At 43.2% G+C, this 25,446-nt stretch carries 27 protein-coding genes and 2 tRNA genes; 9 read left to right on the plus strand and 20 right to left on the minus strand.

The features are described from left to right. Positions 1-162: 162 nt before the first annotated feature. Positions 163-2,394, plus strand: a complete 2,232-nt coding sequence (locus GQ367_RS06000) for an NADP-dependent isocitrate dehydrogenase (RefSeq protein WP_215289895.1) — start codon at positions 163-165, stop codon at positions 2,392-2,394. 75 nt (positions 2,395-2,469) lie between these two features. On the opposite strand, the gene GQ367_RS06005 is transcribed toward GQ367_RS06000, so the two are convergent. Then, positions 2,470-2,889, minus strand: coding sequence for a DsrE family protein (locus GQ367_RS06005; RefSeq protein ID WP_215289896.1), 420 nt, complete (start codon positions 2,887-2,889; stop codon positions 2,470-2,472). Between the two features lie 232 nt (positions 2,890-3,121). Between GQ367_RS06005 and GQ367_RS06010 the strand changes: the two genes are divergently transcribed. The 4 genes from GQ367_RS06010 (at position 3,122) to GQ367_RS06025 (ending at position 7,125) form a co-directional block, all read left to right on the plus strand. Beyond that, positions 3,122-3,958, plus strand: a complete 837-nt coding sequence (locus GQ367_RS06010) for an energy transducer TonB (RefSeq protein WP_215289897.1) — start codon at positions 3,122-3,124, stop codon at positions 3,956-3,958. 75 nt (positions 3,959-4,033) lie between these two features. Further along, positions 4,034-5,335: a glycosyltransferase family 2 protein gene (locus GQ367_RS06015; RefSeq protein ID WP_215289899.1), complete on the plus strand. Its 1,302-nt coding sequence runs from the start codon at positions 4,034-4,036 to the stop codon at positions 5,333-5,335. Beyond that, a complete protein-coding gene (locus GQ367_RS06020; RefSeq protein WP_215289901.1) occupies positions 5,332-6,279 on the plus strand; it encodes a hypothetical protein in 948 nt (315 codons plus the stop codon). Before GQ367_RS06015 ends, GQ367_RS06020 begins: the two co-directional genes overlap by 4 nt. A 6-nt stretch (positions 6,280-6,285) precedes the next feature. Continuing rightward, positions 6,286-7,125 carry a GGDEF domain-containing protein gene (locus tag GQ367_RS06025; protein WP_215289903.1) on the plus strand — a complete coding sequence of 280 codons (840 nt, stop codon included), beginning with the start codon at positions 6,286-6,288 and terminating at the stop codon, positions 7,123-7,125. Here GQ367_RS06025 and GQ367_RS06030 read toward each other — a convergent pair whose 3' ends face one another. The 3 genes from GQ367_RS06030 to GQ367_RS06040 all read right to left on the minus strand — a co-directional run bounded on the left by GQ367_RS06030 (position 7,126) and on the right by GQ367_RS06040 (position 8,916). After that, entirely contained in the window at positions 7,126-8,121 is a 996-nt protein-coding gene (locus GQ367_RS06030; protein WP_215289904.1) for an HD-GYP domain-containing protein, read from the minus strand. A 75-nt stretch (positions 8,122-8,196) separates the two neighbouring features. Beyond that, a complete protein-coding gene (locus GQ367_RS06035; protein WP_215289906.1) occupies positions 8,197-8,649 on the minus strand; it encodes a DUF2452 domain-containing protein in 453 nt (150 codons plus the stop codon). 93 nt (positions 8,650-8,742) lie between these two features. Beyond that, a complete protein-coding gene (locus GQ367_RS06040; protein ID WP_215289908.1) occupies positions 8,743-8,916 on the minus strand; it encodes a hypothetical protein in 174 nt (57 codons plus the stop codon). A gap of 217 nt (positions 8,917-9,133) precedes the next feature. On the opposite strand from GQ367_RS06040, the gene GQ367_RS06045 reads away from it, so the two are divergent. Together GQ367_RS06045 and folE are read left to right on the plus strand one after the other, a co-directional pair. Continuing rightward, complete coding sequence (locus GQ367_RS06045) at positions 9,134-9,433, plus strand: SemiSWEET family sugar transporter (protein WP_215289909.1); 300 nt, start codon at positions 9,134-9,136, stop codon at positions 9,431-9,433. After that, positions 9,426-10,124 (plus strand): GTP cyclohydrolase I, encoded by a 699-nt coding sequence (gene folE, locus GQ367_RS06050; protein ID WP_215289910.1) that lies wholly within the window; start codon positions 9,426-9,428, stop codon positions 10,122-10,124. Before GQ367_RS06045 ends, folE begins: the two co-directional genes overlap by 8 nt. A gap of 211 nt (positions 10,125-10,335) precedes the next feature. Here the strand turns inward: folE and GQ367_RS06055 are convergent, their stop codons facing one another. From GQ367_RS06055 to GQ367_RS06075, 5 genes are all read right to left on the minus strand, one after another. Next, positions 10,336-10,872 carry a molybdopterin-dependent oxidoreductase gene (locus tag GQ367_RS06055; protein WP_215289911.1) on the minus strand — a complete coding sequence of 179 codons (537 nt, stop codon included), beginning with the start codon at positions 10,870-10,872 and terminating at the stop codon, positions 10,336-10,338. Between the two features lie 8 nt (positions 10,873-10,880). Beyond that, a complete protein-coding gene (locus GQ367_RS06060; protein ID WP_215289912.1) occupies positions 10,881-11,099 on the minus strand; it encodes a molybdopterin-binding protein in 219 nt (72 codons plus the stop codon). A gap of 9 nt (positions 11,100-11,108) precedes the next feature. Next, positions 11,109-11,933, minus strand: coding sequence for a substrate-binding domain-containing protein (locus tag GQ367_RS06065; protein ID WP_215289913.1), 825 nt, complete (start codon positions 11,931-11,933; stop codon positions 11,109-11,111). Between the two features lie 232 nt (positions 11,934-12,165). Then, positions 12,166-12,672 (minus strand): Dps family protein, encoded by a 507-nt coding sequence (locus GQ367_RS06070; protein ID WP_251370135.1) that lies wholly within the window; start codon positions 12,670-12,672, stop codon positions 12,166-12,168. 46 nt (positions 12,673-12,718) lie between these two features. After that, positions 12,719-13,648, minus strand: coding sequence for a ZIP family metal transporter (locus tag GQ367_RS06075; protein ID WP_215289915.1), 930 nt, complete (start codon positions 13,646-13,648; stop codon positions 12,719-12,721). 294 nt (positions 13,649-13,942) lie between these two features. Between GQ367_RS06075 and katG the strand changes: the two genes are divergently transcribed. Then, complete coding sequence (gene katG / locus GQ367_RS06080; protein WP_215289917.1) at positions 13,943-16,129, plus strand: catalase/peroxidase HPI; 2,187 nt, start codon at positions 13,943-13,945, stop codon at positions 16,127-16,129. Positions 16,130-16,200: 71 nt separating this feature from the next. Here the strand turns inward: katG and GQ367_RS06085 are convergent, their stop codons facing one another. Together GQ367_RS06085 and GQ367_RS06090 are read right to left on the minus strand one after the other, a co-directional pair. Further along, the gene (locus GQ367_RS06085) at positions 16,201-17,154 is read right to left on the minus strand and encodes a hydrogen peroxide-inducible genes activator (RefSeq protein ID WP_215289919.1); all 954 of its coding nucleotides are present in this window, start codon (positions 17,152-17,154) and stop codon (positions 16,201-16,203) included. A gap of 121 nt (positions 17,155-17,275) precedes the next feature. Continuing rightward, a tRNA-Arg gene (locus GQ367_RS06090) sits at positions 17,276-17,352 on the minus strand. A 92-nt stretch (positions 17,353-17,444) separates the two neighbouring features. On the opposite strand from GQ367_RS06090, the gene arsC reads away from it, so the two are divergent. Then, complete coding sequence (gene arsC / locus GQ367_RS06095) at positions 17,445-17,837, plus strand: arsenate reductase (glutaredoxin) (protein WP_215289921.1); 393 nt, start codon at positions 17,445-17,447, stop codon at positions 17,835-17,837. 5 nt (positions 17,838-17,842) lie between these two features. On the opposite strand, the gene GQ367_RS06100 is transcribed toward arsC, so the two are convergent. From GQ367_RS06100 to pstS, 9 genes are all read right to left on the minus strand, one after another. Next, positions 17,843-18,325, minus strand: coding sequence for a BLUF domain-containing protein (locus GQ367_RS06100; protein ID WP_215289923.1), 483 nt, complete (start codon positions 18,323-18,325; stop codon positions 17,843-17,845). A 221-nt stretch (positions 18,326-18,546) separates the two neighbouring features. After that, positions 18,547-18,623, minus strand: a tRNA-Pro gene (locus GQ367_RS06105). Between the two features lie 146 nt (positions 18,624-18,769). After that, complete coding sequence (gene phoR / locus GQ367_RS06110; protein WP_215289925.1) at positions 18,770-20,062, minus strand: phosphate regulon sensor histidine kinase PhoR; 1,293 nt, start codon at positions 20,060-20,062, stop codon at positions 18,770-18,772. An 82-nt stretch (positions 20,063-20,144) separates the two neighbouring features. After that, a complete protein-coding gene (gene phoB, locus GQ367_RS06115; RefSeq protein WP_215289928.1) occupies positions 20,145-20,852 on the minus strand; it encodes a phosphate regulon transcriptional regulator PhoB in 708 nt (235 codons plus the stop codon). Positions 20,853-20,855: 3 nt separating this feature from the next. After that, a complete protein-coding gene (gene phoU, locus GQ367_RS06120) occupies positions 20,856-21,560 on the minus strand; it encodes a phosphate signaling complex protein PhoU (RefSeq protein WP_215289950.1) in 705 nt (234 codons plus the stop codon). A 20-nt stretch (positions 21,561-21,580) separates the two neighbouring features. Then, on the minus strand, positions 21,581-22,369 hold the full coding sequence (gene pstB / locus GQ367_RS06125) for a phosphate ABC transporter ATP-binding protein PstB (protein ID WP_215289952.1): 789 nt from the start codon (positions 22,367-22,369) through the stop codon (positions 21,581-21,583). A gap of 38 nt (positions 22,370-22,407) precedes the next feature. Continuing rightward, entirely contained in the window at positions 22,408-23,274 is an 867-nt protein-coding gene (gene pstA / locus GQ367_RS06130) for a phosphate ABC transporter permease PstA (protein WP_215289954.1), read from the minus strand. Beyond that, positions 23,271-24,257: a phosphate ABC transporter permease subunit PstC gene (gene pstC / locus GQ367_RS06135; protein WP_215289956.1), complete on the minus strand. Its 987-nt coding sequence runs from the start codon at positions 24,255-24,257 to the stop codon at positions 23,271-23,273. Before pstC ends, pstA begins: the two co-directional genes overlap by 4 nt. A gap of 61 nt (positions 24,258-24,318) precedes the next feature. After that, the gene (pstS, locus tag GQ367_RS06140) at positions 24,319-25,347 is read right to left on the minus strand and encodes a phosphate ABC transporter substrate-binding protein PstS (RefSeq protein WP_251370136.1); all 1,029 of its coding nucleotides are present in this window, start codon (positions 25,345-25,347) and stop codon (positions 24,319-24,321) included. Between the last annotated feature and the right edge of the window lie 99 nt (positions 25,348-25,446).

Below are 25,446 nucleotides of genomic sequence, written 5' to 3' on the forward strand. Positions count from 1 at the left end.
TTTTTCTATTTTAAGTGCCTATTTTGGGCAAAATTGAGGGCAAGTTATTTTACTTAGCTTAAATAGGTAAGGATAATCAAAGATTCGGCGATTAAAATCGATTTCGAAATTGCTACACCCTTGAGTATCAGACGTACATCTATAAAAAGAGGACAAAGAAGAATGAGCAAGGAAAAATCAACCATCATCTATACGTTGACAGATGAAGCCCCATATTTAGCAACCGCTTCCTTTTTACCCATCATCAGAACTTTCACGGCACCTGCTGATATTGAAGTTGTTGAAAGTGATATTTCTGTTGCAGCTCGAATCCTTGCTGAATTTCCTGATTACCTCTCAGACGACCAAAAAGTTCCAAACAATTTAAGTGAATTAGGCAAACTGACTTTATTGCCTGACACGAACATCATCAAGTTGCCGAATATTTCTGCAGCATTGGGTCAGCTAACAACTGCCATCAAAGAATTGCAATCTCAGGGTTACAAGATTCCAGATTTCCCAGAAGATCCACAGAGTCCTGAAGATAAAGCGATTCGTGCGCGTTACTCTAAGTGTTTGGGTAGCTCAGTGAACCCAGTACTTCGTGAAGGCAACTCTGATCGTCGCGCACCAGCTGCGGTGAAGGGTTACGCACGCAACAATCCTCACTCCATGGGTAAGTGGAGTCAAGCGTCTAGAACCCACGTGTCGCACATGCACGGCGGTGACTTCTACTCTCACGAAAAATCAATGGTCATGTCTCACGCCTGTGATGTGCGAATGGATTTGGTGACCAAGTCAGGCAAAACAATTGTTTTAAAAGAAAAAGTTTCTCTTTTAAAAGGCGAGATCATCGACAGTATGTACATGAGCAAAAAAGCTTTGTGCAAGTTCTATGAAGATGAAATCCGTGATGCATATGAAACACGCGTGATGTTCTCATTGCACGTGAAAGCGACCATGATGAAGGTGTCTCACCCGATCGTGTTTGGTCACGCTGTGAAAATTTTCTACAAAACTGCTTTTGAGAAGCATGGTGAATTGTTCAAGCAATTGGGCGTAAATCCAAACAACGGCTTGAGCAGCGTTTATGAAAAGATTGCGAGCTTGCCAAGCTCTAAGCGTGAAGAGATCATCAATGACTTGCACGCTTGTCATGAGCACAATCCAGAATTGGCGATGGTGGACTCTGCCAAAGGTATTACTAACCTTCACTCACCAAATGACGTGATCGTGGACGCTTCTATGCCAGCGATGATTCGTGCAGGCGGCAAGATGTGGGGTGCGGATGGTCGTTTGAAGGACACCAAAGCGGTGATGCCTGAATCAACATTTGCTCGTATCTACCAAGAGATGATCAACTTCTGTAAGACACATGGCAATTTTGATCCAGTGACCATGGGCAGTGTGCCAAACGTGGGCTTGATGGCTCAGCAAGCTGAAGAGTACGGATCACACGACAAGACTTTTGAAGTTCCGGAACCAGGTGTTGCACGCATCGTGACTTTGGATGGCACAGTGTTGCTTGAGCAGAATGTGGAAGAAGGCGATATTTGGCGCATGTGCCAAGTGAAAGACGCTCCAATCAAAGATTGGGTGAAGTTGGCCGTGACTCGTGCACGTCAATCAAATACTCCAGCTGTGTTCTGGTTAGATGAGTACCGTCCTCACGAAGCTGAGTTGATCAAGAAAGTTACTCAATACTTAAAAGATCACGACACCACAGGTTTGGATATTCAGATCATGTCTCAAACACGTGCGATGCGTTACACATTAGAGCGCATCATTCGTGGCAAAGACACCATCTCTGTCACAGGTAACATTTTGCGTGACTACCTCACAGACTTGTTCCCAATTCTTGAATTAGGTACTTCAGCCAAGATGTTGTCTGTTGTGCCTTTGATGAATGGTGGCGGCTTATTTGAAACTGGTGCCGGTGGTTCAGCACCTAAGCACGTGAAGCAATTGGTTGAAGAGAACCATTTGCGCTGGGACTCATTGGGCGAATTCTTGGCCTTAGCAGTTTCGATTGAAGACGTGGGTATCAAGAAGAACAATCCTAAAGCAAAGATTTTGGCCAAGACTTTGGATGAAGCCACTGGTCAATTGCTTGAGAACAGAAAATCACCTTCATCAAGAACAGGTGAACTAGATAACCGTGGTAGCCAGTTCTATTTGGCACTCTATTGGGCACAAGCATTGGCTGCTCAGACAGAAGACAAAGAACTACAAGCTCATTTCACTAAATTGGCTAAGCAGTTAAAAGACAATGAAGAGAAGATCGTTGCTGAGTTATCTGCTGTTCAAGGTAAGCCAGTTGATATCGGCGGTTACTACAAGCCAGATACCAAGAAGCTTGAGCAAGTGATGCGCCCTAGCGCAACCCTGAATGAGATCATTGATTCTGCAAGGTGATTCAGATAAGTAGTAATAAAAAGGGCCGCATCAGCGGCCTTTTTTATTGGTTTTGTTTTAACCTTAAGTTTAAGCTTAAGGCTTCAAGTAAGCATAACGCTCTTTGGCTTGCAAGTTAGAAACTTCTGCAACACCTGAAGGAACAATCTTGGCTTCCATGATCACTTGCTCTTTAGCAATTTTTCTTGAAACCAAGGTGTTGTTACACACTCTGAATTCAACACCCTTGCTCACCAAGTCACCAATGGATGCAGAAAACTTTGAACCAGACATGTTCTCAGCACCTTCAAGCAAGAAGTCGATACCAGGACCGTGAGTCACGACAACGATTTTTGCTTTTGGATCAGCGTTCAAGTGATTACGAATATTGCCAATCGCACGGCTGGCTTGCTGAACGCCTTCGTTCACGTGGTAAACAATTTTTGTTTCTGAAAAAGCATGTCCTGAGAAAACCACGAAAGACATGGCTGTGATTAATTTAATTAGTTGCTTCATAGCACTCTCCTTGTAAAGAACGATTAGGATAACCATTTTTCAGCTTACTTTCAGTTCTCGTAAACCCTTGAATCACAATACTTAAGCATAATAACTAATTGACTCTGGTGTAGCGTGCGCGAATACTCAATGCCTTATAGTCGCAAGTATTACCCAGTCGCAAGTATTACCCTCTTTTGCATTTATAGGTTTTAGAAATTTCCTTTGAAAATCATTTATCTCTGATGTTGGCATGCTTGGCATAAAAAAACTCTCAAGCTTTCAGCTGGCTATCTATCTCTCGCTGGCACTTCACTTAGTTTTGGCAGTGGTGGGATTGAACTATCAAGGCATCAATCCAATCAAGCCCAAACCATTGGATGAGGTGATACAGGTCAAACTTGAGCCTGAGAAAAAAAAGGAAGACAAGAAAAAAGAGGAGAAGCCTGAGGAAGAACAAACTCTGGTTCTTAATACTCAAAGAGAAGTGCCCCAAGAAAAGAAGTTGGCTTACATGGATGCGCCACCAGCACCATCTGCTGAGGAGTGGCAAAAAGCATCAACCTATACCTTGAAGAACAGTAAACGCTATCGCCACAACTGGGGGCAACAAGTGCGCAGCATGATGGGACGCTCAGTGGAGGGTCCTGATCAAGGCATGGTGCGCTTTCATATTGAGATTGCCGCTAACGGTCAACTAGCAAAATTAGAAACTCTTTGGTCTACCTCTGATGTTGCAGAGAAATTGGCGCGCCAAGCGATTGAAAACATGCCACCTCTTCCACCCATCCCAACGGGTAAACCACTGATCTTCCAGAAAACAATTTCATTCCAACCCATGGATGATGGTTGGCCTCCTATTTATAAGTACGATTGTTTGCCTGACCCACCGACTTTTAAGAACCCATTTGCTTGGGATGGCAAATCAGCACCGACACGGATTGAGCAAAAAGTGGCCGACGACTCTAAAAAAGACATTCCCACCAATTGCCCAGGACTTGAAGAGGAAGACACGATTGAGTCTGAAGCTGGTGACATGAAACGTCAGTTTGAAATCTGGGGATCCAGTCGCTTGAACCCCAAAAAGTGATTTATTTGCTCTTACATTTCTAATTTATAGAAATTACATATACACTGCGGGGATAACACTCTTTAAAGAACATGCATGTACCTGAAAGTTAATACTAAATTTCAATTGGCATTAACTATTGCGACTTTGTGGGGCATTTTTTCTATATGGGCAGCTCAGTTTTGGTTTGCTGATCTATCAGCCATCATCGGCTGGTTTCTTGCCGGATTTTTGATTTTATTCATCGCAGTTGTGCCAGGCTTTATCAATGCCTTCATGGTTTTTAGCTTGATGATGGATAAAAGGCCTGTCCGCAAACATCTGGATAGCTATCCGCCCATCACTATTTTGATTGCAGCTTATAACGAAGAGGCTGTCATTCCAGATACTTTTGAAAGTATTGCTAAACAAAATTATCCAGGAACTCTTGAAGTCATTTTGATCGATGATGGTTCGAAAGATCAGACCCATGCCGTGTGCAATCAATTGATCAGCAAATATCCTTGGTTGCGATGCATCCAGCTAGAGACTAATCAAGGTAAATCTGAAGCATTGAATAGAGCTCTTACATTAGCAAGTCATGAGCTCATCATCACCTTGGATGCCGACTCCTATTTGTACAAAGATGCCTTAGTCAGAATTGTGGAACGATTCCACAGTGATCCTGCCAATACCTGCGCAGTTGCTGGCACGATCATGGTTCGCAATTCTCGTCAAAACTGGATCACTCAATCTCAAGAATGGGATTACTTCCAAGGCATTGCTACCGTTAAACGCGTGCAATCTCTGAATCAAGGCACCTTGGTGGCACAAGGCGCATTTTCTTTGTATAAAAAATCAATCGTTCTTGAATTAGGCGGTTGGCCAAAGACTGTTGGCGAGGACATTGTGCTGACTTGGGCCATGCTAGAAAAAGATTATCGGGTCGGCTATTGCGAAGATGCAATTGCTTTTACGATTGTGCCAAGCACTGTTTCAGGGTTTGTTCGCCAAAGACAGCGCTGGGCCAGGGGCATGATTGAAGCATTTAAATACCACCCAAAAGTTTTGTTTAGAAAGCGTTTATCAACTTTCTTCATTTGGTGGGACCTGCTGTTTCCAGCCATGGACGTTGCTTTTACTTTTGGCTTTTTACCAGGTTTAGTCTTGGCTATGTTTGGCTATTACTGGATTGTTGGGCCAATGACGCTGATATTGCTGCCCATGGCTCTCCTAATGAATTCTTTGATGTACCGCATAGAAGAAAAAATGTTTGTTGAGCAGCACTTGCATGTGCGTCGCAATACTTTGGGATTCTTCCTGTACATGCTCCCCTACAGCTGTATTTTGCAACCAGCTGCAGTTTGGGGTTATATCACAGAAATATTTGGTACAAAAAAATCATGGGGCACAAAATGAAAAATCTATTAAAACACCCCGCTCTTTTGTGCGCGATGATGTGTGCTGGACTCACACCAAACTTGATCCATGCTCAAAGCAATCAATCTTGGGCTTTGTTGAGCCCAACGATCAGCGCCTATAGTGACAATGATCAGTTCAAAGCCGTCAAAGCAGGTGTTGGCTTATTACCTCTATACAAAGATGGGCAACATTACACAGGCATACAAGCCCTGCATCACAGCTATGAACAGTATGAGTGGAAAAAAGATGCCTCTCAAGTAAGCTTGGTGAGTGAATCAATCAATCCAAAAAATGGTTTGGGTCATAAGGCCAATCTTGGTCTTAATCAATTGGGTAATCACACCCTGGTGAATGCCGACATGAACTACGCCATGTCAATTCGAGAAGGTACCAACGCTGAATTGTTTTATAACCGTGACTGGGTTGAGACAAGAAACTCTCTCGACAGGGGTATCAAATATGACTATTACGGCGGCAGTCTAGAGCAACGCTTATCAGAAGGATGGACTGTGATTGGTCTTTTAGGCCAACATCGTTTCTCTGACAATAACACCCGAAACCACATTCGCGGTAAGTTGATTTATGACTTACTACCCGAGCAAGGCATCAATCTTCAGCTAAGACACCGTCAGTACCGCAATAGCCAACAAGAAAATAATGGCAACTACTTCAACCCTAATGAATACGAAGAACAGATGGTGGCAGTGGCCATGCGCCAAAAAGTTCAAAGCTGGATGTTGTCTGGCTTGATTGGTGTGGGTCGTCAAAAAGTGAATGAGGATCCTCGCACCAGCACTCATTTGTATGAGTTAGAAGCCAACAGTCCCATCACCAAGTCGATTGTTTTTAAAAGCAAGTTGGGTTACGGCCAAAGTGCCACCTTCAATGGTCCAGACTACAAGTACAGATACTTGAACACCAGCCTGATCTTTAGCTTCTGATCATTCATGCAAACTTATACGGTTCTCCTCTACACGCTCTCCCTGTTACTTCAGGTAGGTGCCAGTTATCAATCGTTCAGATTGATCAATATTGTCAATAAATACAAAATCACGTGTATTGCATTGAGCGCGGCATTGACGATCATGATTGGCCGACGAGTAGTACCCTTGATCAATGCCTATGAATACTCGATGTTTGATATCAAAGATGCTTTTTTATCTGTGCCAATTTCTTTGCTATTGTTCATTGGAGTGACTGGGATCAAAGCAGCTTTGGGTGAGGTTCGTAAAGAAAATTCTGCTTTAGAGATTTTAAATGCCACAGATTCTTTAACGCTGGCACTCACCAAAAAAGAAACTTATGTGCGCCTCAAAAGAGAAATCAGTCGTGGCGAAAGAAGTCTTCACCCTTTGGCCTTTCTGATGCTTGATATTGATCACTTCAAGCGCATCAATGATCAGTATGGTCACATGGTTGGTGACACAGTCTTAAAGAACTTGTCTTTGTTCTGCCAGCATAAATTAAGAGATATTGATGTATTTGGTCGTTTTGGTGGCGAAGAGTTTTTGATTGCCTGCCCAGAAACTGATGCCAAAGCTGCCTTTGAGATTGCAGAAAGACTTCGTGAAGCCATTTCAAAAGATTACTTTGCAATCGTCAACGGCAAAGAAATCACCCTGACAGTGAGCATCGGAATATCTATCTTTGATCCAAAAAAAGTTCATCATGATTCTTTAGATCTTGCGATGGATCTTTATATCGACTATTCCGATAAAGCGATGTACTGCGCCAAAAATGCAGGTAGAAATCAGGTCAAATTGTTTCAAAATGACATGTTGAATTGATCAGATTAATGGAAACTCGTAATTGTCTTCTCTAAATAGCTTTAAACAAGCATCTACCACACGATCGTCATACAGGCTTCCTTTGCCACTCTCAATTTCAACGAGTGCCTTATCAAGACCTAAGGATGGGCGGTAAGGTCGATTGTGCGACATAGCTTCAACAGTATCAGCCACGGCCAAAATTTTGGCTTCTAAGATGATGGCATCACCTTTGAGTTGATTTGGGTAACCGGTACCATTGATTCTTTCATGATGTTGATAAATGGTTTGAGCCAGAGGCCATTGAAAATTAATGTCTTTGACGATATCAAAACCAGTTTGAACATGCTTTTGGAGGGCTTGTATTTCGAAAGTTTCCAAAGGTGTAGGCTTGGTGAGTAATTCCGCGGGCACACCAATTTTTCCAATGTCATGTATCAAAGCACTCAATTTAAGCCCCTCGACAACATGCACAGATAGATTCATTTGATTGGCAATGGCTACGCACAGATGTGCCACACGCAATTGATGTTGATAGGTATAGGGATCACGAGCCACAATCACCTTGGTCAATGCATCAACTACCTCGTACATATTAAGAGCCAAGTCTTGCTGATATTTAATTAAACAGCTTTCAGCAATTTTTCTATCGGTGATATCTCTGATATTGCACTGAATGACTCGCTCACCATTCACGCCATAGGCATTACTCACGAATTCAACGCTGATGATTTTTCCGGCTTTAGTACGCAGCGGCAGATCACTGTATTTAATGTAGCCTTCTTGCTTAAGAGTTTCAAAGGCTTTCAAAGATGCCAATTTATCGACCATGGCGCCGATTTCCCAAAGCTCCATGCCGATCAATTCTTCTTTGCTGTAGCCCAGCATTTCGATGAGATAGGGGTTCACATCTTGAATTCGTCCACTCTCAAAGTCTAAGATCAAAATGCCGTCGTAGGCAGTTTCAAAAAGGCGTCGGTAACGCAGATTGGTTTCTTGTGAAGAGATTGGTGTCATGCCTTATCTTCGGCTGACGAGGTGTTTTTGTCAATGAATACTTTTGCGCCAGGTCAATGGCAATAGTATTAAAGCTTAGCCTTTAATCAAGCCTGGATTATCTTCTACTTCTGTTTCAATTTCTTCCCATGTACTGTCACCTAATTTCTTGACCGTTAACTTGAAGGTCCAGTGCTCTGGTACACCGCAAGTCCATTCATCGGGTCCTGTTTGAATCAACACATTGGTTTGCTGACGGTGATCAAAGTACAAGTGATAAATCTTGCCATGCAATGGGTTGAATGAGAATTTAGCAGCATGCACTTGCTCTGTAACATCCAGCCTGGATTGCAAGGCTTTCGCTTGCTTCATCAAGACATTGGCTTGCTCCATGATGCGATCGTATTCATGCTTGGCATTCTGACGAGCCACATTGACAGCTTTGTCTTTTTCTTCAGTGACTTTAATGGGCGCGAAGACAGGTGATCCCACTTCCATGGGATATTCAATACTGGCATGTCTGGCTGGATCGGTATCTTCGATGCGCATTTGAAACCTCTTTTGTCTCGCTTTATTAGCTATTTGTCATTTGTATGGCGTTTTGGTAATTATAAGAACTTTAAGGATTTATTGCTGAAGCCCCTAAGAGTCAGTAGAGGGCTTTTTATCTTGGCTTAAATCAGGGGCTGGGCTGGTGATTGGCTTCAATGGCGGATGACACATCTTTTCGCCATCCCATACCTGACCGCACCAACACTCACCTTGAGGATTGATGATGCAGACTCCTGAACCACAACAGCGCTTATCTGTACTCAACTTAGATTCCTTTATTAGATCTCATTTTGCAAGCGAATAATTGCCAAAAACATCTTATTAGTGATGTTAATCTTTTTTGTCTGGGCTTGCTTATGCATGGTCAAGGACACAAATCCATTTATTAAATAAGTCTTTAGATAGCTGACAAGCAAGAAAATAAGAAATCCTATACATTGGTTACTCGATTTCAATTAAAGCCATCAAAGGATTCGTTTCAATGGATTTTGACAACCTGCTTGGCTTCATCGCAGCAACCATCACCACCGCTGCTTTTATTCCACAAACTTATCGATCAATCACCACCAGAGATTTATCGGGTATCTCATTGGGCATGTATGCCACGTTTACTTTCGGCATCATCCTTTGGATGATTTACGGCGTTTTAATAGGCAGTGGTCCGATCTTGGTCGCCAACATCATCACATTTGTTTTATCAGCGACTATTTTGTATTTAAAAATTCAGCACCTGATGGCACACCGCCAAGGTGATCAAACTAAGGCCAATCATCATGAGTGAACCAAAGCCGAGCAAGCAACAAGCTATTTCTGAAGTCATCCGTGCGCGCTTGAAAGCAAACAAGGTGCGCTTTCATGCGAATGACAATATCGCCGCTCACATAGAGCCAGGAGAATTAGATGGCTTGGTCGATGAAGTGTCTGAAAAAGTACAAGCTTTACTTGAAAGCTTGGTGATTGATACTGAGAATGATCACAACACCAGAAATACCAGTCGTCGCGTGGCAAAGATGTATGTGAATGAAGTCTTCAATGGTCGCTATGTGGCGCCACCTGCTTTGACAGATTTTCCGAATATCAGCCGCCTCAATGAATTGATGATCATCGGCCCCATCACCGTGCGCAGCGCTTGCTCGCACCACCTCTGCCCCATCATGGGTCGTATTTGGATTGGGGTGCTGCCAGATCAAGACTCAGCCTTGGTTGGACTATCCAAATACGCTCGTTTAACCGAATGGGTGATGTCCAGACCTCAGATACAAGAAGAGGCCGTGGTAGAACTTGCCAATATGTTGGAGCAAAAGCTCAAGCCTGCCGGCTTAGCTGTGGTGATGGAAGCTGATCACTTCTGCATGCAATGGCGCGGTGTTAAGGACAATGATTCGAAGATGATCAATAGTGTGATGCGTGGTCAGTTTTTAGAGAACTCTAATTTGCGCAGAGAGTTTCTATCTTTGATTGAGAAAAGATAAGTTTGCTTTGTTCAGCTTTTAGCGAGAGTTGGCCTTGATGAAGCTCAGCACATCATCGTAAAACTGCCTGATCTTTTTTGGCAAATAACCGAGTATTTTTAAGAAAATCAACTTTCACCCTTCAAAAAAATATAAGCTTGCAATTTAGCTTCTAGCAGAACTCTAACCGATAAGATCGCTGAAGTTCCGTATTTTTTTGGAGGCGGCTTTTTCAATTTAAATAGCTGATTGCGCAAATATTTCTAACATGTCTTGCGCCAGGGCGTATATCCCCAAGAGACCTAATGGCAACTGGCCCCTCTTGCACATCAAGATATTTACCATCTTGCTTAGTGATCAGTAAAACTTGAGAGCCCGTTGGGTTGTTGAAAATCTCTCCCCAACTAAAAGTAGCCTTATAACCATCTTTAGCAACAATCTCGATACGAGTGTTTCTCAAAGGGCGGGACGGAACATTTTCAAGGCCATACTTAAGCAAGAAGTCTCTGAGCAATACCCCTGACCACGCAGTACCCTGAGATTCAGAAGCATTAACAGAGCCAGAAACTTGCAAGCGCCTCTCAGCAGTGATGGTTGTTTGAGGCAACTGACTCAAAGAGTTGAGTGTGACCATGGCTGGTTTGATAGCAAAAAGACGAAATGCAAAAGCATCATTCTTACCAAAAATGATATTGCTATCAACCGGACATTCTTGAGAGAACGCCGGTCTAGCAACTATTAACAATAATAAGCAAATGAGTAATCTCATTGCGCCAATTATTTAGCAACAATCACATCTGAAGCCTTGATGATTCCCCAGGCGTCATCACCAATTTTCAATGCCAACTCATCAACCGCTTCATTGGTGATTGAGGCAGTCAAAATTTGGCTATTACCGATATCAATCTTGATGTGACTGGTTGTTTGACCTTTTTTAATGTCAACAACTTTTCCTTTAAGAGTATTACGTGCACTTAGTGAAACATTTAATTTCATAAAACCTCCTTAGTAAACATACTGTTTTGCATAAACTGCATCGTTGTAAAGCGCTTCTTTGTACTTATCCTTGCCATAGTCTCTGATAATTTTTTGCCCAACATCAGAGGCCACAAAGTTTACAAACTTGAGAGCAGTGTCACGCCCTGGCGTAGCGCCTTTAGGGGCCACCAATGCATCATAGGTATTCACTAGAAACTTATCGCCTCTGTATAAGATTTCTAAATCTGGAGCAACTGTTTTTTCTGCAACCCATGTACTGCTATCAGTCATGAAGTAAGCTTTTTCTTGATTGGCCCGCTTTAAAGATGCCGTCATAAAATCATTGGTAGAGATATACCAAGCACCAGATGGCGCAACACCAGCCGCCTTCCATATATCCATTTCTTTGACATGCGTACCTGATTTATCGCCTCGGGTGATGAAATTTGATTGTGCGGATGCAATTTTTTTATAGGCATCAGCTCCACTGCTAGCAGATTTAATCTTTGCAGGATCAGACTTTGGTCCAACAATATAAAACTCATTGGAACCAATCAGTGTGCTGTTAACAGCCCATCCATCGGCCAAAGCTTGTTTGACGGCAGCAGGTGCGTGCACCATGATCATGTCAACCTGCTTTGTTTTCAAAAGATTGAGTGAGGCACCACTGCCTGCTTTAATCCAAATCATTTTGGCATTTTCTTTTTTGCCAAACTCTTCACCCAGAAGCTTTAAAAGCCCAAGTTCCCCAGGACTTCCTGTTGCCAAACTAAATTCATTGGAACCAGTCCCATAAATTGCCTCAACTTTAGGTTTGTTTTGAGCTTGAGCAGTTGAAAACGTTAATGCCATGAGTCCCACCAAGATAAATTTCACAATTATTTGCCTTATTAAGTATTAATGAATACATCAGACAGAATCTTGGAATTCAGATAAACAATCAATATGAAGCAATCTTCATATATGGTCTAAGAACGAGAGGAAAAAAGGCTTTCAGTCGACGAGCGTCAAACTTGGCCTGCCCAGCACGATTCAAACGTACGGCCTATATCTTAGAGACGTTTTATAAGAATTTCTCAACAACTTACTCTTCCAACATACTGCGCAACATCCAGGCTGTCTTCTCATGAATATCAATTCGTTGAGTCAATAAATCAGCAGAGGGTTGATCATTGGCTTTTTCAATGATTGGGAAAAGACTTCTTGCTGTTTTGGCTGTTGCCTCTTGAGCGCGAACCAAATGACGCACCATTTCCAATGCCTTTGATTTACCTTCAACTTCTTTGATTGATGAAAGTTTTACAAATTCTTTATAAGTGCCAGGTGCAGGATGACCCAAGGCGCGAATTCTTTCTGCAATCATATCTAGCGCAGCCCACTGCTCTGTGTACTGAGTCATGAACATCGTATGCAAAGTATTGAACTGTGGGCCAGTAACGTTCCAATGGAAGTTATGAGTCATCAAATAAAGGGTGTAGCTATCAGCTAAAAATTTAGACAAACCGTCCGCAATTTTCTTTCGGTCAGCTTCGCTGATACCAATGTTAATGGTCATTGATTTTGCATCTTTACTAGAGCTTACTTTTTTCATATCAATTCCTTTATTTAGTTTGTATTACTTATTTCAGTATGCGCTTTTATCCAAGGGTTGTATCAAGAATCATCATCAATGAAAATCCTATCATCAACCCAATCGTTGCTGTCGTTTGATGACCGTTGCGATGAGTCTCAGGAATCACTTCATGAGAAACAACAAACAACATCGCTCCCGCTGACAAACCCAACCCTACTGGGTAAGCCCACGCCATACCACTGGCAATGCTGACCCCTAATAGAGCTCCAATCGGCTCCAATAACCCACTGGCAATCGCAATTAAAAGAGCGAGCTTTGGTTTAATGCCTGCGCTTCTCAAACTCATCGCAACAGCTAATCCTTCTGGGATATCTTGAATCGCGATGGCCATCGATAAAGGAATGCCCACAGATAAATCACCGGCAGACATACTGACACCCATGGCCATGCCTTCAGGTAAGTTATGTAATGCAATGGCCATAACAAACAGCATGACCTTGCCACATCGCTCGTAACCAGCGCCACAAGGACCTGTTTGATGATGTTCATGCGGCGTGAATTGATCTAAACCCAACATCAAAAAAACACCCAAGCCTATCCCGATAACAACCAAGCCAGCCCCCAAGAACTTGTTGTCAAAAATAGCATTTCCAGCTTCAATGCCTGGGATGATGAGTGAGAATGCACTGGCAGCTAACATCATTCCAGCCGCAAAACCTAACATGCTGTCTTCAAGCTTTGTGGGCAAGGACTTGATGAATAAGATGGGGATAGCGCCCAAAGCGGTAGCAGCAAAACCAATGAGACCGGCCGCTAGGGCGTAGCTGAGTGCCATGGACTGTTGGCCAGAAATAATTTCATAGGCGCTTTGGGCAATCAAGGCAACAACACCCAATACAGCAATTAGCAAAGCAATGGCAGTTAATGGGTGCTGTTTCGCATGCATTTCTGCTGCATTGAACCAGCTTGGACTGTCTAACAATTTGGTACTCATGTGAACCTCCGATGAATAAATTCATTCTACAGAGAAATAAGGGCTATTATTAATCTAATAAATCGATAATTAATATTAATTTAATTGGTTTTACAAATTAATGACTTGAGCCTAAAGTTCATCCATCGAAACGTTATGCATGGAGGTCACTATGTCTCAATTAGTCGTTAATCAAATCAAACATCACCCACTACAAAAAGGTATGGGTTTTGCCCTATTCAGCGCAGGTCTTGTGACATTGCTTGCAGACTTAGCTCATTCTTTCTAATTCACCACAACACAAAGGAGTTCAACATGGAACAAAAGAAACATTCTTCAGGGGGCCAATGCCCAGTGATGCACGGTGGCAATACAGCTACTGGTACTTCAAACATGGATTGGTGGCCCAACGCTCTCAATCTAGACATCCTGCATCAGCACGACACCAAAACCAACCCATTGGGTGAAGATTTTGATTACGCTAAAGAGTTCAAGTCTCTAGATCTTGAAGCAGTTAAAAAAGACTTGAAAGCTCTTATGACAGATAGCCAAGAATGGTGGCCAGCCGACTGGGGTCACTATGGTGGCCTTATGATTCGTATGGCTTGGCATGCTGCTGGCTCATACCGTATTGCTGATGGTCGCGGCGGTGCAGGCACAGGCAATCAACGTTTTGCGCCCTTGAACTCTTGGCCGGACAATGCCAACCTAGACAAGGCACGTCGCTTGTTATGGCCAATCAAGAAAAAGTATGGCAACAAGATTTCATGGGCTGACCTCATGATCTTGGCCGGCAATGTGGCCTATGAATCTATGGGCTTAAAAGTCTACGGCTTCGCAGGTGGTCGCGCTGATATCTGGAACCCAGAAAAAGACATTTATTGGGGTTCAGAAAAAGAATGGTTGGCTAAGAATTCTGAACGTCAAGGCTCTGATGAGGCAACTGCTTTAGACAATCCTCTTGCTGCCGTTCAAATGGGTCTTATCTACGTCAACCCAGAAGGCGTGGATGGCAAGCCTGATCCATTAAAAACAGCACGTGATGTACGTTTGACCTTTGCACGCATGGCCATGAATGATGAAGAGACTGTGGCATTGACTGCCGGTGGTCACACCGTGGGTAAATGTCACGGCAATGGCAGCGCTAAAAATCTAGGCCCTAATCCAGAAGCAGAAGACGTTGATGCACAAGGTCTTGGTTGGTTGAACAAAACCGGTCGTGGCGTGGGTCGAGATACTGTTACAAGCGGTATTGAAGGCGCATGGACCACACATCCTACAAAATGGGATAACGGATACTTTTACCTTCTCTTTACTTACGATTGGGAATTAAAGAAGAGCCCAGCTGGAGCTTGGCAGTGGGAACCAATCAACATCAAGGAAGAAGATAAACCAGTGGATGTTGAAGATCCTTCTATTCGCTATAACCCAATCATGACTGATGCAGACATGGCGATGGTGAAAGATCCGATTTATCGTGAAATTTCTGAGCGCTTTTACAAAGACCCAGACTACTTCTCAGAAGTGTTCGCGCGCGCTTGGTTCAAATTGACACACCGTGATTTGGGACCTAAGACTCGCTATTTGGGCGCAGATGTGCCTAAAGAAGATCTTATTTGGCAAGATCCAGTGCCAAAGGCCACTCATCAATTAAGTGATGCAGAAATCTCTGAATTGAAAGCCAAGATTTTAAGCAGTGGCTTGAGTATCTCTGAGTTGGTTGCAACAGCGTGGGACAGCGCCAGAACTTTCAGAGGCTCAGACATGCGTGGCGGTGCCAATGGTGCTCGCATCCGTTTGGCTCCTCAAAAGGATTGGGAAGGCAACGAACCTGCCAGACTCCAAAAAGTTCTTGCTGTACTTGAGAAAGTACAAAAGGAATTTGGTAAGCCTGTCAGCATGGCTGATTTAGTTGTTCTTGCTGGTACTGCTGCGGTTGAGAAATCAGCCCAAGCTGCAGGTGTTCAGATCACCGTGCCATTCAGCCCAGGACGTGGGGATGCCACTCAAGAAATGACAGATGCAGAGTCATTTGCAGTGCTTGAGCCAATCCATGACGGCTATCGCAATTGGGTGAAGAAGGACTATGTTGTATCTGCTGAAGAACTCATGTTGGATCGTACGCAGTTAATGGGTTTAACCGCACACGAAATGACTGTTTTGGTAGGCGGCATGCGCGTCTTAGGCACTAACCATGGTGGTTCAAAACATGGGGTGTTCACAGACAAAGTAGGCGTTCTTAGTAATGACTTTTTTGTTCATTTAACAGATATGAAATACACATGGAAACCAGTAAGTAAAAATGTGTATGAAATCCGTGATCGCAAATCAGGCGAAGTTAAGTGGACAGCAAGTCGAGTCGATCTTGTTTTTGGCTCTAACTCGATTCTTCGCTCTTATGCAGAAGTTTATGCACAAGACGATGCTAAAGAGAAATTTGTCAAAGACTTCGTCAAGGCTTGGGTCAAAGTTATGAATGCTGATCGCTTTGATTTAGCTTAACACTTATCTGAAATGAAATAAGGGTTGGAATAGTTATTCCAACCCTTATTTTTTACAAAATCGATAGGGAATTATTTTGAAGTCTTATGCAAAGACTTTGCTTTACTAGAACGACGCTTACCCACCTGCAAATGCTGTGTGGTGATGATTTCAGCAATGGCCATGAACTCATCAATTCTGGCCGTTGTTTGACGAGCCACCAAACAAATACGGCGCTTAGGCGCAGGAGGCGCTAGAGGCCTTGCCAATAAAGTTGTTCCATCTAGGATGCCACTTTTTATTGCCATTTCCGGTAGCAAAGCAACGCCCAATCCAGCCTCAACCATCTGAACTAAAGTTAATAGGCTCGTTGCTTCAACACCATAATTATTTGCAACCTCCTTTTGACGACAAGCCTTCAAACTATGATCTCTTAGGCAATGCCCTTCTTCCAACAATAGAACCTTCTCTGATAATGCAGCAGGAACTTTCACTTCAGACATCTTGAGTGCAGGTTCATCAGCATGAGCCACCAACCAAAACTCATCCGAGAATAATTCTTTGACCAGCAGACCTTCAGTTGGATAAGGCAAAGCGATCAAAGCAAAATCAAGCTGATGACTCACCACTCGTTGCAATAAGTTCGCTGTCAAATCCTCTCTTAAGGTAATTTGTAGATTTTCATATTGAAGGCGTATGGCAGGCAAAACCTTGGGTAATAAGAAAGGTGCAATGGTTGGAATGATTCCAAGCCTAATGGTTCCGGTCATAGCAAGACCTGAATTCTGACTGTATTGAACTAAATCTTCAGCACCCGCCAATAACTTGATGGCACGCTCTACCACCTCTTTGCCAATTGGAGTAACAGAAACATTCTGCCGATCGCGCTCAATCAATTGAGCACCCAATGATTGCTCAAGCTCCTTTAGGCCTGTACTAAGGGTTGATTGACTCACAAAACATAATTCAGCTGCTTTTGTGAAATTAAGATGCTGAGCAATGGCAGTTAAATATTTCAATTGTCGCAACGAAGGAAGGTTCGCCATATTTAATTTATCTCGATGACTTGAAGTCTCAAATGATAAATCAATATATTCATACAACTGATTAACACCAGGGATTTAATCAGTTATTTTGAATTAACAAACTTGAATTAGTTAGTTGAGTTGGCCTGCCCAGCACGATTCGAACGTGCGACCTACGCCTTAGAAGGGCGGTGCTCTATCCAGCTGAGCTATGGGCAGTCTTTGATAAGAGCTAGATTATAGCGGAGGTCTAAAAGACCTGGCTCATATACGATAATCATGAGAATTCATCTACTTATAAGAGTTTGGCCATGATCACCCTGTACCACAACACAAAGTGCAAAACCTCTCGTAATGCCCTAGAAATCCTTGAGAACTCTGGCGAGCCCCATCAAGTAGTTTTGTATTTGACCACTCCTCCCTCAGAAGCTGAATTGCGTCACATCGTCAAAGCCACAGGTGGCTCTGTTAGAGACATCTTGCGCCAAAAGGGAACCCCTTTTGAAGAATTAGACTTGGGTAATCCAAAGTGGAGTGATGAAGATCTCATTGGGTTCATGCTGCAACACCCGATTTTGATGAACCGCCCTATTGCTATCAATGGCAATCAAGGGGCTTTGTGCCGTCCACCTGAGAAAATTTTAGATTTTTTGAGTGAAATTGATTCAGTTAGACTCAATCGAATCAAGAATTTCCTTGATTGATTTAGCTAGATGGCTTGATCTTGATTTTTGGCATCATCAGTTTGATTGCTGACTGATCTCATCAAGGTGAGTAACTCACTTGGCAAAGTCGCAGAACCATCTTTTAAACCCATTTTTAGCTCTGGCACGTACTGGCTGATTTCTTCTGAGCCATAGAACTTCATTGACCAATTAGTGAAGCGTCGCTTTTGCAATGGATTGATATCTAGCACTTGAAGTTCTTTGTGGCGAGGGTCTGCAGAAATAGCTTTCCAGATTAGTTCAACGTGCTGAGGATAGCCTTCAATGATTTGACCAAAGATGCGGTTGTCATAGAACAGAACACCTGTGATGCCATTGCGTTTGTTTTTATGAACAGCATCTTCAAGCAAGTTCATCAAACCGAGAATACCCATGTCATTGGTAGACTGACTGACATAACTCAACTCAATAAGCTGATCAGTCGGAAAGCTGGCAAAGTTAATCTGTGAATCTTCTACAAATGACATATTTAATTATTGAAATCTTTATAAAAAATATTAGACAAAACTAATCTGTTATTAGCCTTACGTCTAGGTCAATTATTAGACAATTTTTGATTAAAGTCTTTATATAACTGTGCTGCTACGCAGCAAATCAAGCGAAGAGACATCAAACATTGATGACAATATCTAAAAGATGCTTTGAAGAATTTTTTGAGGATGGTGCATCGAGTGATGCGAATTGAAAGTGGTCGGAGTACAAGGATTCGAACCTTGGACCCCCTGGTCCCAAACCAGGTGCGCTACCAGACTGCGCCACACTCCGACTAAGACCAATATTGTAACCCATGGGCAGTTTGTTGGCAAATTCTGAGGGTTGGTTGAGCTTTAAAATTCGGCCCAAGCCATCGCAAAAACACCCCACACCCTCGCATTATCAAGGGTTTGGGGTTCAACCCTGATTGATTCAATCTATACGATTCTTTGTTTTGGGAATACCAAGCTGAACTGACTGCCTACACCAACCGTGGATTGAATCTTGAGCTCACCCTGATGGCGGATGATCACGTGGTTCACAATCGCCATGCCCAATCCAGTTCCACCAGTATCTCTGGACCTGCTGCGATCAACTCGATAAAAACGCTCCGTTAATCGAGGAATATGCTCAGCTGCAATACCTTGACCAGTATCACTGACCATCAACTCTGCATCATCGCCAACATCTTTCCAAGTGACTGTGATTGTTCCACCTTCAGGCGTGTAACGAACCGCATTAGAAAGAAGGTTGCCAAACGCTGAGTGCAACTCAAGCTCATCACCTGTGATGTTTTTGGTAGAAGAATGCTCAAATTTAAAGGTGTGTTTGCCTTTAGAAAGACCTTCAGCTTCCAACTTCAATTGCGCCATCATGTCTGACATATTGACGACCTGAGACACAGGCGGCTCTGGATTACCTTCCAACTTTGCCAAGGTCAATAAATCTTCTACGAGGGTTTTCATTTGACCGGATTGCATGGCCATCAAATCTAAGTAACGTCGTTGATCTTCTTTGCTTAAATCAAGCTCTGTTAATGTCTCTAAAAACCCCATCAAAACTGTCAGCGGGGTTTTGAGCTCATGAGAGACGTTAGCGACAAAGTCTCGGCGCATAGCATCAGTTTTCTCTAACTGAGAAACATCTTGAGAGAGGATTAACTTTTGTTTGTCGCCGTAGGGAAAAATCTGAACATCCAAGGTGAATTGCTCAAACATGCCCATGCTTGTGAGTCTGACTGGGTCACGATAATTCTGCCTGACGATGTATTGCACAAATGTTGGCTTTCTGAGGATATGAGTGATTCTTTGCATCGAATCACGATTTGCACTTAAACCAAAGTGCTCCTCTGCAATCGCGTTACACCATTCAATTTGATCATCCTCATTGAGCATCACCACACCATTAGGTGAGGCTTGAATAGCCTGAATAAATCGCTGATGTTGCTGACCAACTTCTACGACCTGATCACGCCAACCTTTGACCAATTTATGTAAACGATAGTAAATCTCACCCCAAATACCTAAAGCACCAGGGACTTCACCATAACTGGGTGACAGCAAAAGTTCAGATAATTTAGAGGCGTGCCACAACTGATGGACCAAAACCAAGACCAAACAAACAACTGCCGTGATCCAGCCTGCCCGCTCAGAAAATGCTGAACCTATGACCCCAGAAAAGGTCAAAATAATGACAGCCAAAGTGATTAAACGGGTGCGCAAAGAAAGCATGAGGTGAATCTTAACAAGCCTTGAGTGATTAGACTATTGAATGATAAAGAAAAAGATACTTTTAGCAGCCCAGGTAGTGAGACTAACTGACTGGGCTCTTGGTCAATCGATAGCCACTGCCCCGCACTGTTTCAATGAAGTTTTGACAGTTAGCAGGCGCTAAGGCCGCACGTAAACGTTTAATGTGTACGTCGACAGTTCTTTCTTCAACAAACACATGATCACCCCAAACTTTATCGAGCAATTGACCTCGAGAATGAACCCGCTCAGGATGCGTCATTAAAAAGTGAAGCAATTTGAATTCGGTTGGACCCAAATCAATCGATACTTCATCACCACCTTGAGTGGCCATGACTCGACGAGAGGATGGATCTAATTTGAGTTGATTGATTTGCACAAGATCATCAGCCAACTGCGGAGAACGTCTTCTTAATACAGCACGGACACGTGCCACCAACTCTTTTGGTGAGAATGGCTTGGTGACATAGTCATCAGCACCCGCCTCTAGACCAGCAATCTTATCCATCTCATCACTGCGCGCAGTTAACAAAATGATAGGAATGTCTTTGGTGCGTTCATTACTGCGCAATTCTTTTGCGAACTGAACTCCCGATTGTCCTGGCAACATCCAATCAAGAATCACCAAATCCGGCAAAACCTCTTTCATTAATTGAGAGGCATGCTCTGTTTGAAAAGCTCTGACTGGCAAGAAGCCAGCGTGGCTCAAGTTAACCGCAATCAACTCGGCAATCGAGGGTTCGTCTTCTACGATAAGAATGCTGCTAGACATGAATTAGCTATTGGCTTCTTTAGTTAACTCTTCATGAGGAATATGCCTCACATCAGTGCCCTTCACAATGTAGATCACAAATTCAGCGATATTTTTAGCGTGATCTCCAATGCGCTCAACTGCCTTGGCAATTGACAACATGTCTAAACCAACAGAAATGGTTCTTGGGTCTTCAGCCATATAGCTGGTGAGCTTGCGCACAAATGCACGAAACTCTTCATCAATTTGCTTGTCTTCACTGACTACCTCAGCAGCCACTTTGGTATCTAGGCGCGCAAAACAATCCAAGCTACGACGCAATAGAGAAACAGCCATCTGACCAGCCAGTCTGATCTCAGCAGTATTGATACCGTGAGAAGCGCTGTCTTCCATGATGTGCTTGGTTCTTCTAGCAATGCGGTCTGCCTCATCTCCAGCACGCTCTAAATTTGTGATGGCTTTCGAAATAGCCATGACCAAACGTAAATCGCGGGCAGTTGGTTGGCGACGAGCAATCAACTCTGTACAAGCTGAGTCAATCATGATTTCAAAATCATTGACCTCTCGCTCGCGCGAAATCACTTGATTAGCTAAGTCAGCATCTAGCTGAGCAAATGCTTTCATGGCCATTGAAACTTGTGACTCAACCAAGCCACCCATTTCAAGAAGTTTTCCAGACACTGAATTCAAATCAGCATCAAATTGTGAGGATAAATGTTTATCTGGCATATAAGTCTCCTAATTCTGTTTTAACCAAAACGACCGGTGATGTAATCTTCAGTTTCTTTGCGTTTTGGCTTGATGAATAGCTCATCCGTCTTGCCAAACTCCATCATTTCACCCAAGTACATATAGGCCGTGAAATCAGAAACACGCGCAGCTTGTTGCATATTGTGAGTCACAATTGCAATCGTATAGTCTTTTTTAAGTTCATGAACCAATTCCTCTACTTTCGCTGTGGATATTGGGTCCAAAGCTGAGGTTGGCTCATCAAGCAAAAGTATGGAAGGTTTAACGGCCACGCCTCTAGCAATACATAAACGCTGCTGCTGTCCGCCTGACAAAGATAAGCCGCTTTGAGTGAGCTTATCTTTGACTTCATTCCACAAGGCAGCCTTGGTGAGAGACCATTCAACACGCTCATCCATCTCGGCGCGCGATAAAGATTCATACAGCTTCACACCAAAAGCAATATTGTCATAAATAGACATTGGGAATGGTGTTGGCTTTTGGAAAATCATGCCGATGCGTGAACGCAACAAGTTCAAGTCTTGCTTTGGATCAAGGATGTTTTTTCCGTAGAAGTTAATTTCACCTTCAGCACGTTGACCAGGGTACAAGTCATACATGCGATTCAAAGTTCTGAGTAAGGTTGATTTACCGCAACCTGATGGCCCAATAAATGCTGTGACATGCTTTTCAGCAATATTCAAATTGATGTTCTTCAAGCCCTGAAATGAACCATAGAAGAAATCAAGGTTTTTAATTTCGAGGGCGTACTTCAATTCCACCGGGTTTGTATTAATTGCTTCAATCATTTTGCTTCCTTTGATACTTTCATCAAATATATTTATCTTTAGCCTTTGGCTTTTGCTCTAAAGACCACACGGGTCAAGATGTTCAAACCTAAAACAACAAACGTGATGAGCAATGCACCGCCCCACGCCAAATCAACCCAATTGTCATAAGGGCTCATCGCAAACTGGAAAATAACCACTGGTAAATTCGCCATTGGCGCATTCATATTGGTCGAGAAGAACTGGTTGTTTAAGGCCGTGAAGAGCAACGGTGCTGTTTCTCCACTGACGCGAGCCAACGCCAACAAGATGCCGGTGATCACACCGCTCTTAGCAGCTGCTAACGTGACTGAGAATGCGACCTTCCATTTTGGAGCACCCAATGCATAGGCTGCTTCCCTTAAATTACCAGGCACTAGCTGCAGCATATTTTCTGTGGTTCTGACCACCACAGGAATCGCAATCAAAGCCAAAGCAATCGTACCAGCCCATCCTGAGAAGTGTTTGACCTGAGCCACTAAAACAGCATAAACAAACAATCCAATCACAATCGATGGTGCAGACAACATGATGTCATTCACAAAACGAGTGATTGAAGCAATCTTACTTTTGCCACCGTATTCTGAAAGATAAATGCCTGCCATTACACCAATTGGGGTGCTGATCAAGGTACAACTGATCACGATCAACAAACTACCCACAATTGCGTTGGCAAGACCACCGCCCTCAGAACCTGGGGCTGGCGTGCTTTGAGTGAACATATTCAAGTCGATGGCCGAGAATCCCTTGATGAAGAGAACGCTCAAGATCCATAACAAGAAAATCATGCCAAGCGCCATAGCAACCATTGACAAGGTCAAGCCAAGCCAATTAGAACGGCGGCGCTTGTTATAAATAGCTTGATTAAAGTTAGAGTTATTGTTCATGTCTTTTTACCTTGAGCAGCTTCCATGCGAGCCAACATGATTTTGGCAATCGCTAGAACAACAAAAGTAATCGCAAATAAGGCGAGACCTAAAGCAAATAATGATGAGTAATGAAGTCCTGGTTCCGCTTCACCAAATTCATTGGCCAATGTTGAAGCAATCGAGTTACCAGGAGAGAACAATGAAGCACTTAATTTATGCGCATTACCAATCACGAATGTCACCGCCATGGTCTCACCCAAAGCGCGACCAAGACCCAACATGATGCCGCCAATCACACCTGTCTTTGTGTAAGGCAAAACAATCTTATTCACAACTTCCCAAGTGGTGCAACCAATGCCATACGCAGATTCCTTTAATACTGGCGGAACGATTTCAAACACGTCACGCATCACAGATGCAATAAATGGCAAAACCATCATGGCAAGAATCAATCCTGCGCAGAGAACACCAATGCCATTGAAGGCGCCTGAGAACAAATAACCTAAGACTGGAATTTGGCCAACAGTTCCCGCTAATGCAGGCTGAACATAATCTGCAAATAATGGCGCAAAGATAAATAGACCAAACATGCCATAAATGATTGAAGGCACAGCAGCTAATAACTCAACGGCTGTTCCGAGCGGCCTTCTCAGTGGCGCTGGGCATGTTTCAGTCAAGAAAACAGCCACACCAAAACTAAGAGGTACAGCGATGATCAAAGCAATCAATGCAGTAACGACCGTGCCAAAAACTGCAATCAGTCCACCGAATTGACCATTGATGATGTCCCATTCAACCGTAAAGAAAAATCCAAGGCCAAATGTGCTGAGTGCCGGCCAAGCATTCACGATCAAAGAAATGATGATGCCCACCAATGCAAAAAGCACTGATAGAGCAAAAAATAATGTCGACTTATGAAAGACAAAATCCTGAATTTTTTGTATTTTCAGAATTTTTTCTGCTTGCGGCGTCAACATGTCAGAAGACTGACTGGTTTTCATAGGCTATCCAATTAATGATTAAAGCCCGGCATCGAGATACCGGGCTTTAACTTTATAACAATTACTTGGTATTGATTTTTGTCCAAACATTCTTACGAATGAAGTCTGTTGTAGCGTCTGGCATTGGCACGTAGTCCAAGTCAGCAGCCATCTTTTTACCTTCTTTGAAAGCAAAGTCAAAGAACTTCAATACTTCTGCAGCATTTGCTTTATTGCCAGGCTCTTTGTACATCAAGATGAATGATGCACCAGTGATTGGCCATGATTTGGCACCAGGAGCATTGGTGATGAATGTACCCATGCCTGGAACCTTAGACCAATCTGTGCCAGCTGCGGCGGCGGCAAATGTTTCATCATCAGGCTTGACCGTTTGACCAGCTTGGTTCACCAAATTCAAATAAGGCATATTGTTTTTCTTGGTGTATGCATACTCAACATAACCAATTGAATTTTTAACACGGTTAACGTTTGCAGCAACACCTTCGTTACCTTTGCCACCGATTGAAGAAGCTGCTGGCCATTTAACGGCAGCACCTGCACCAACGGTCTTTTTCCAGTCAGCATTCACCTTTGCCAAATAATCAGTGAAGATCGCTGTTGTACCTGAACCATCGGCACGATGAACCACGGTGATGTTAGCATCTGGCAACTTAACGCCTGGGTTCAATGCGGCAATCTTGGCATCGCTCCATTTAGAGATGGTGCCCATGAAGATCTGAGCCAATACATCACCAGTCACTTTAATTTGACCTGGCTTGATGCCTTCAACGTTGATCACTGGAACAACACCACCAATGATCGCTGGGAATTGAACCAAACCGTCTTTTTCTAGATCTTCAAACTTAACCGGTGCATCAGATGCGCCAAAGTCCACTGTTTTTGCTTTGATCTGTTTGATACCGCCTGAAGAACCAATCGATTGATAGTTCAAACCATTTTTAGTTTTAGCTTTGTAAGCCTCAGCCCATTTTGCATAAATTGGGTAAGGGAATGTAGCGCCGGCACCAGTGATATCTGCTGCAAGAGCTGTAGTAACTGTTGATAAAGTGATTGCGCCTGCAACCAATGATTTTGTTAGTAATGCTTTCATATATATTTTCCTCATTCAATGACGCACAGCGCGTCATGAGGAACAATACCGATTAATTATGAAAGTTTTGTGACAATAAAAATATTTTTAACTTAAACC

This window comes from Polynucleobacter sp. MWH-CaK5, assembly GCF_018687615.1.
GTDB lineage: Bacteria > Pseudomonadota > Gammaproteobacteria > Burkholderiales > Burkholderiaceae > Polynucleobacter.

Coding starts and splice junctions, on each gene's coding strand:
- arsC (WP_215289921.1), top strand. CDS start 17,445: ATGATCACCCTGTACCACAACACAAAGTGCAAAACCTCTCGTAATGCC.
- pstB (WP_215289952.1), bottom strand. CDS start 22,369: ATGATTGAAGCAATTAATACAAACCCGGTGGAATTGAAGTACGCCCTC.
- GQ367_RS06085 (WP_215289919.1), bottom strand. CDS start 17,154: ATGGCGAACCTTCCTTCGTTGCGACAATTGAAATATTTAACTGCCATT.
- GQ367_RS06065 (WP_215289913.1), bottom strand. CDS start 11,933: ATGGCATTAACGTTTTCAACTGCTCAAGCTCAAAACAAACCTAAAGTT.
- GQ367_RS06010 (WP_215289897.1), top strand. CDS start 3,122: ATGCTTGGCATAAAAAAACTCTCAAGCTTTCAGCTGGCTATCTATCTC.
- GQ367_RS06100 (WP_215289923.1), bottom strand. CDS start 18,325: ATGTCATTTGTAGAAGATTCACAGATTAACTTTGCCAGCTTTCCGACT.
- katG (WP_215289917.1), top strand. CDS start 13,943: ATGGAACAAAAGAAACATTCTTCAGGGGGCCAATGCCCAGTGATGCAC.
- pstA (WP_215289954.1), bottom strand. CDS start 23,274: ATGAACAATAACTCTAACTTTAATCAAGCTATTTATAACAAGCGCCGC.
- GQ367_RS06045 (WP_215289909.1), top strand. CDS start 9,134: ATGGATTTTGACAACCTGCTTGGCTTCATCGCAGCAACCATCACCACC.
- GQ367_RS06030 (WP_215289904.1), bottom strand. CDS start 8,121: ATGACACCAATCTCTTCACAAGAAACCAATCTGCGTTACCGACGCCTT.
- GQ367_RS06070 (WP_251370135.1), bottom strand. CDS start 12,672: ATGAAAAAAGTAAGCTCTAGTAAAGATGCAAAATCAATGACCATTAAC.
- phoU (WP_215289950.1), bottom strand. CDS start 21,560: ATGCCAGATAAACATTTATCCTCACAATTTGATGCTGATTTGAATTCA.
- GQ367_RS06020 (WP_215289901.1), top strand. CDS start 5,332: ATGAAAAATCTATTAAAACACCCCGCTCTTTTGTGCGCGATGATGTGT.
- phoB (WP_215289928.1), bottom strand. CDS start 20,852: ATGTCTAGCAGCATTCTTATCGTAGAAGACGAACCCTCGATTGCCGAG.
- GQ367_RS06005 (WP_215289896.1), bottom strand. CDS start 2,889: ATGAAGCAACTAATTAAATTAATCACAGCCATGTCTTTCGTGGTTTTC.
- GQ367_RS06075 (WP_215289915.1), bottom strand. CDS start 13,648: ATGAGTACCAAATTGTTAGACAGTCCAAGCTGGTTCAATGCAGCAGAA.
- phoR (WP_215289925.1), bottom strand. CDS start 20,062: ATGCTTTCTTTGCGCACCCGTTTAATCACTTTGGCTGTCATTATTTTG.
- pstS (WP_251370136.1), bottom strand. CDS start 25,347: ATGAAAGCATTACTAACAAAATCATTGGTTGCAGGCGCAATCACTTTA.
- GQ367_RS06060 (WP_215289912.1), bottom strand. CDS start 11,099: ATGAAATTAAATGTTTCACTAAGTGCACGTAATACTCTTAAAGGAAAA.
- GQ367_RS06035 (WP_215289906.1), bottom strand. CDS start 8,649: ATGCGCATCGAAGATACCGATCCAGCCAGACATGCCAGTATTGAATAT.
- GQ367_RS06055 (WP_215289911.1), bottom strand. CDS start 10,872: ATGAGATTACTCATTTGCTTATTATTGTTAATAGTTGCTAGACCGGCG.
- GQ367_RS06000 (WP_215289895.1), top strand. CDS start 163: ATGAGCAAGGAAAAATCAACCATCATCTATACGTTGACAGATGAAGCC.
- GQ367_RS06025 (WP_215289903.1), top strand. CDS start 6,286: ATGCAAACTTATACGGTTCTCCTCTACACGCTCTCCCTGTTACTTCAG.
- GQ367_RS06015 (WP_215289899.1), top strand. CDS start 4,034: ATGTACCTGAAAGTTAATACTAAATTTCAATTGGCATTAACTATTGCG.
- pstC (WP_215289956.1), bottom strand. CDS start 24,257: ATGAAAACCAGTCAGTCTTCTGACATGTTGACGCCGCAAGCAGAAAAA.
- folE (WP_215289910.1), top strand. CDS start 9,426: ATGAGTGAACCAAAGCCGAGCAAGCAACAAGCTATTTCTGAAGTCATC.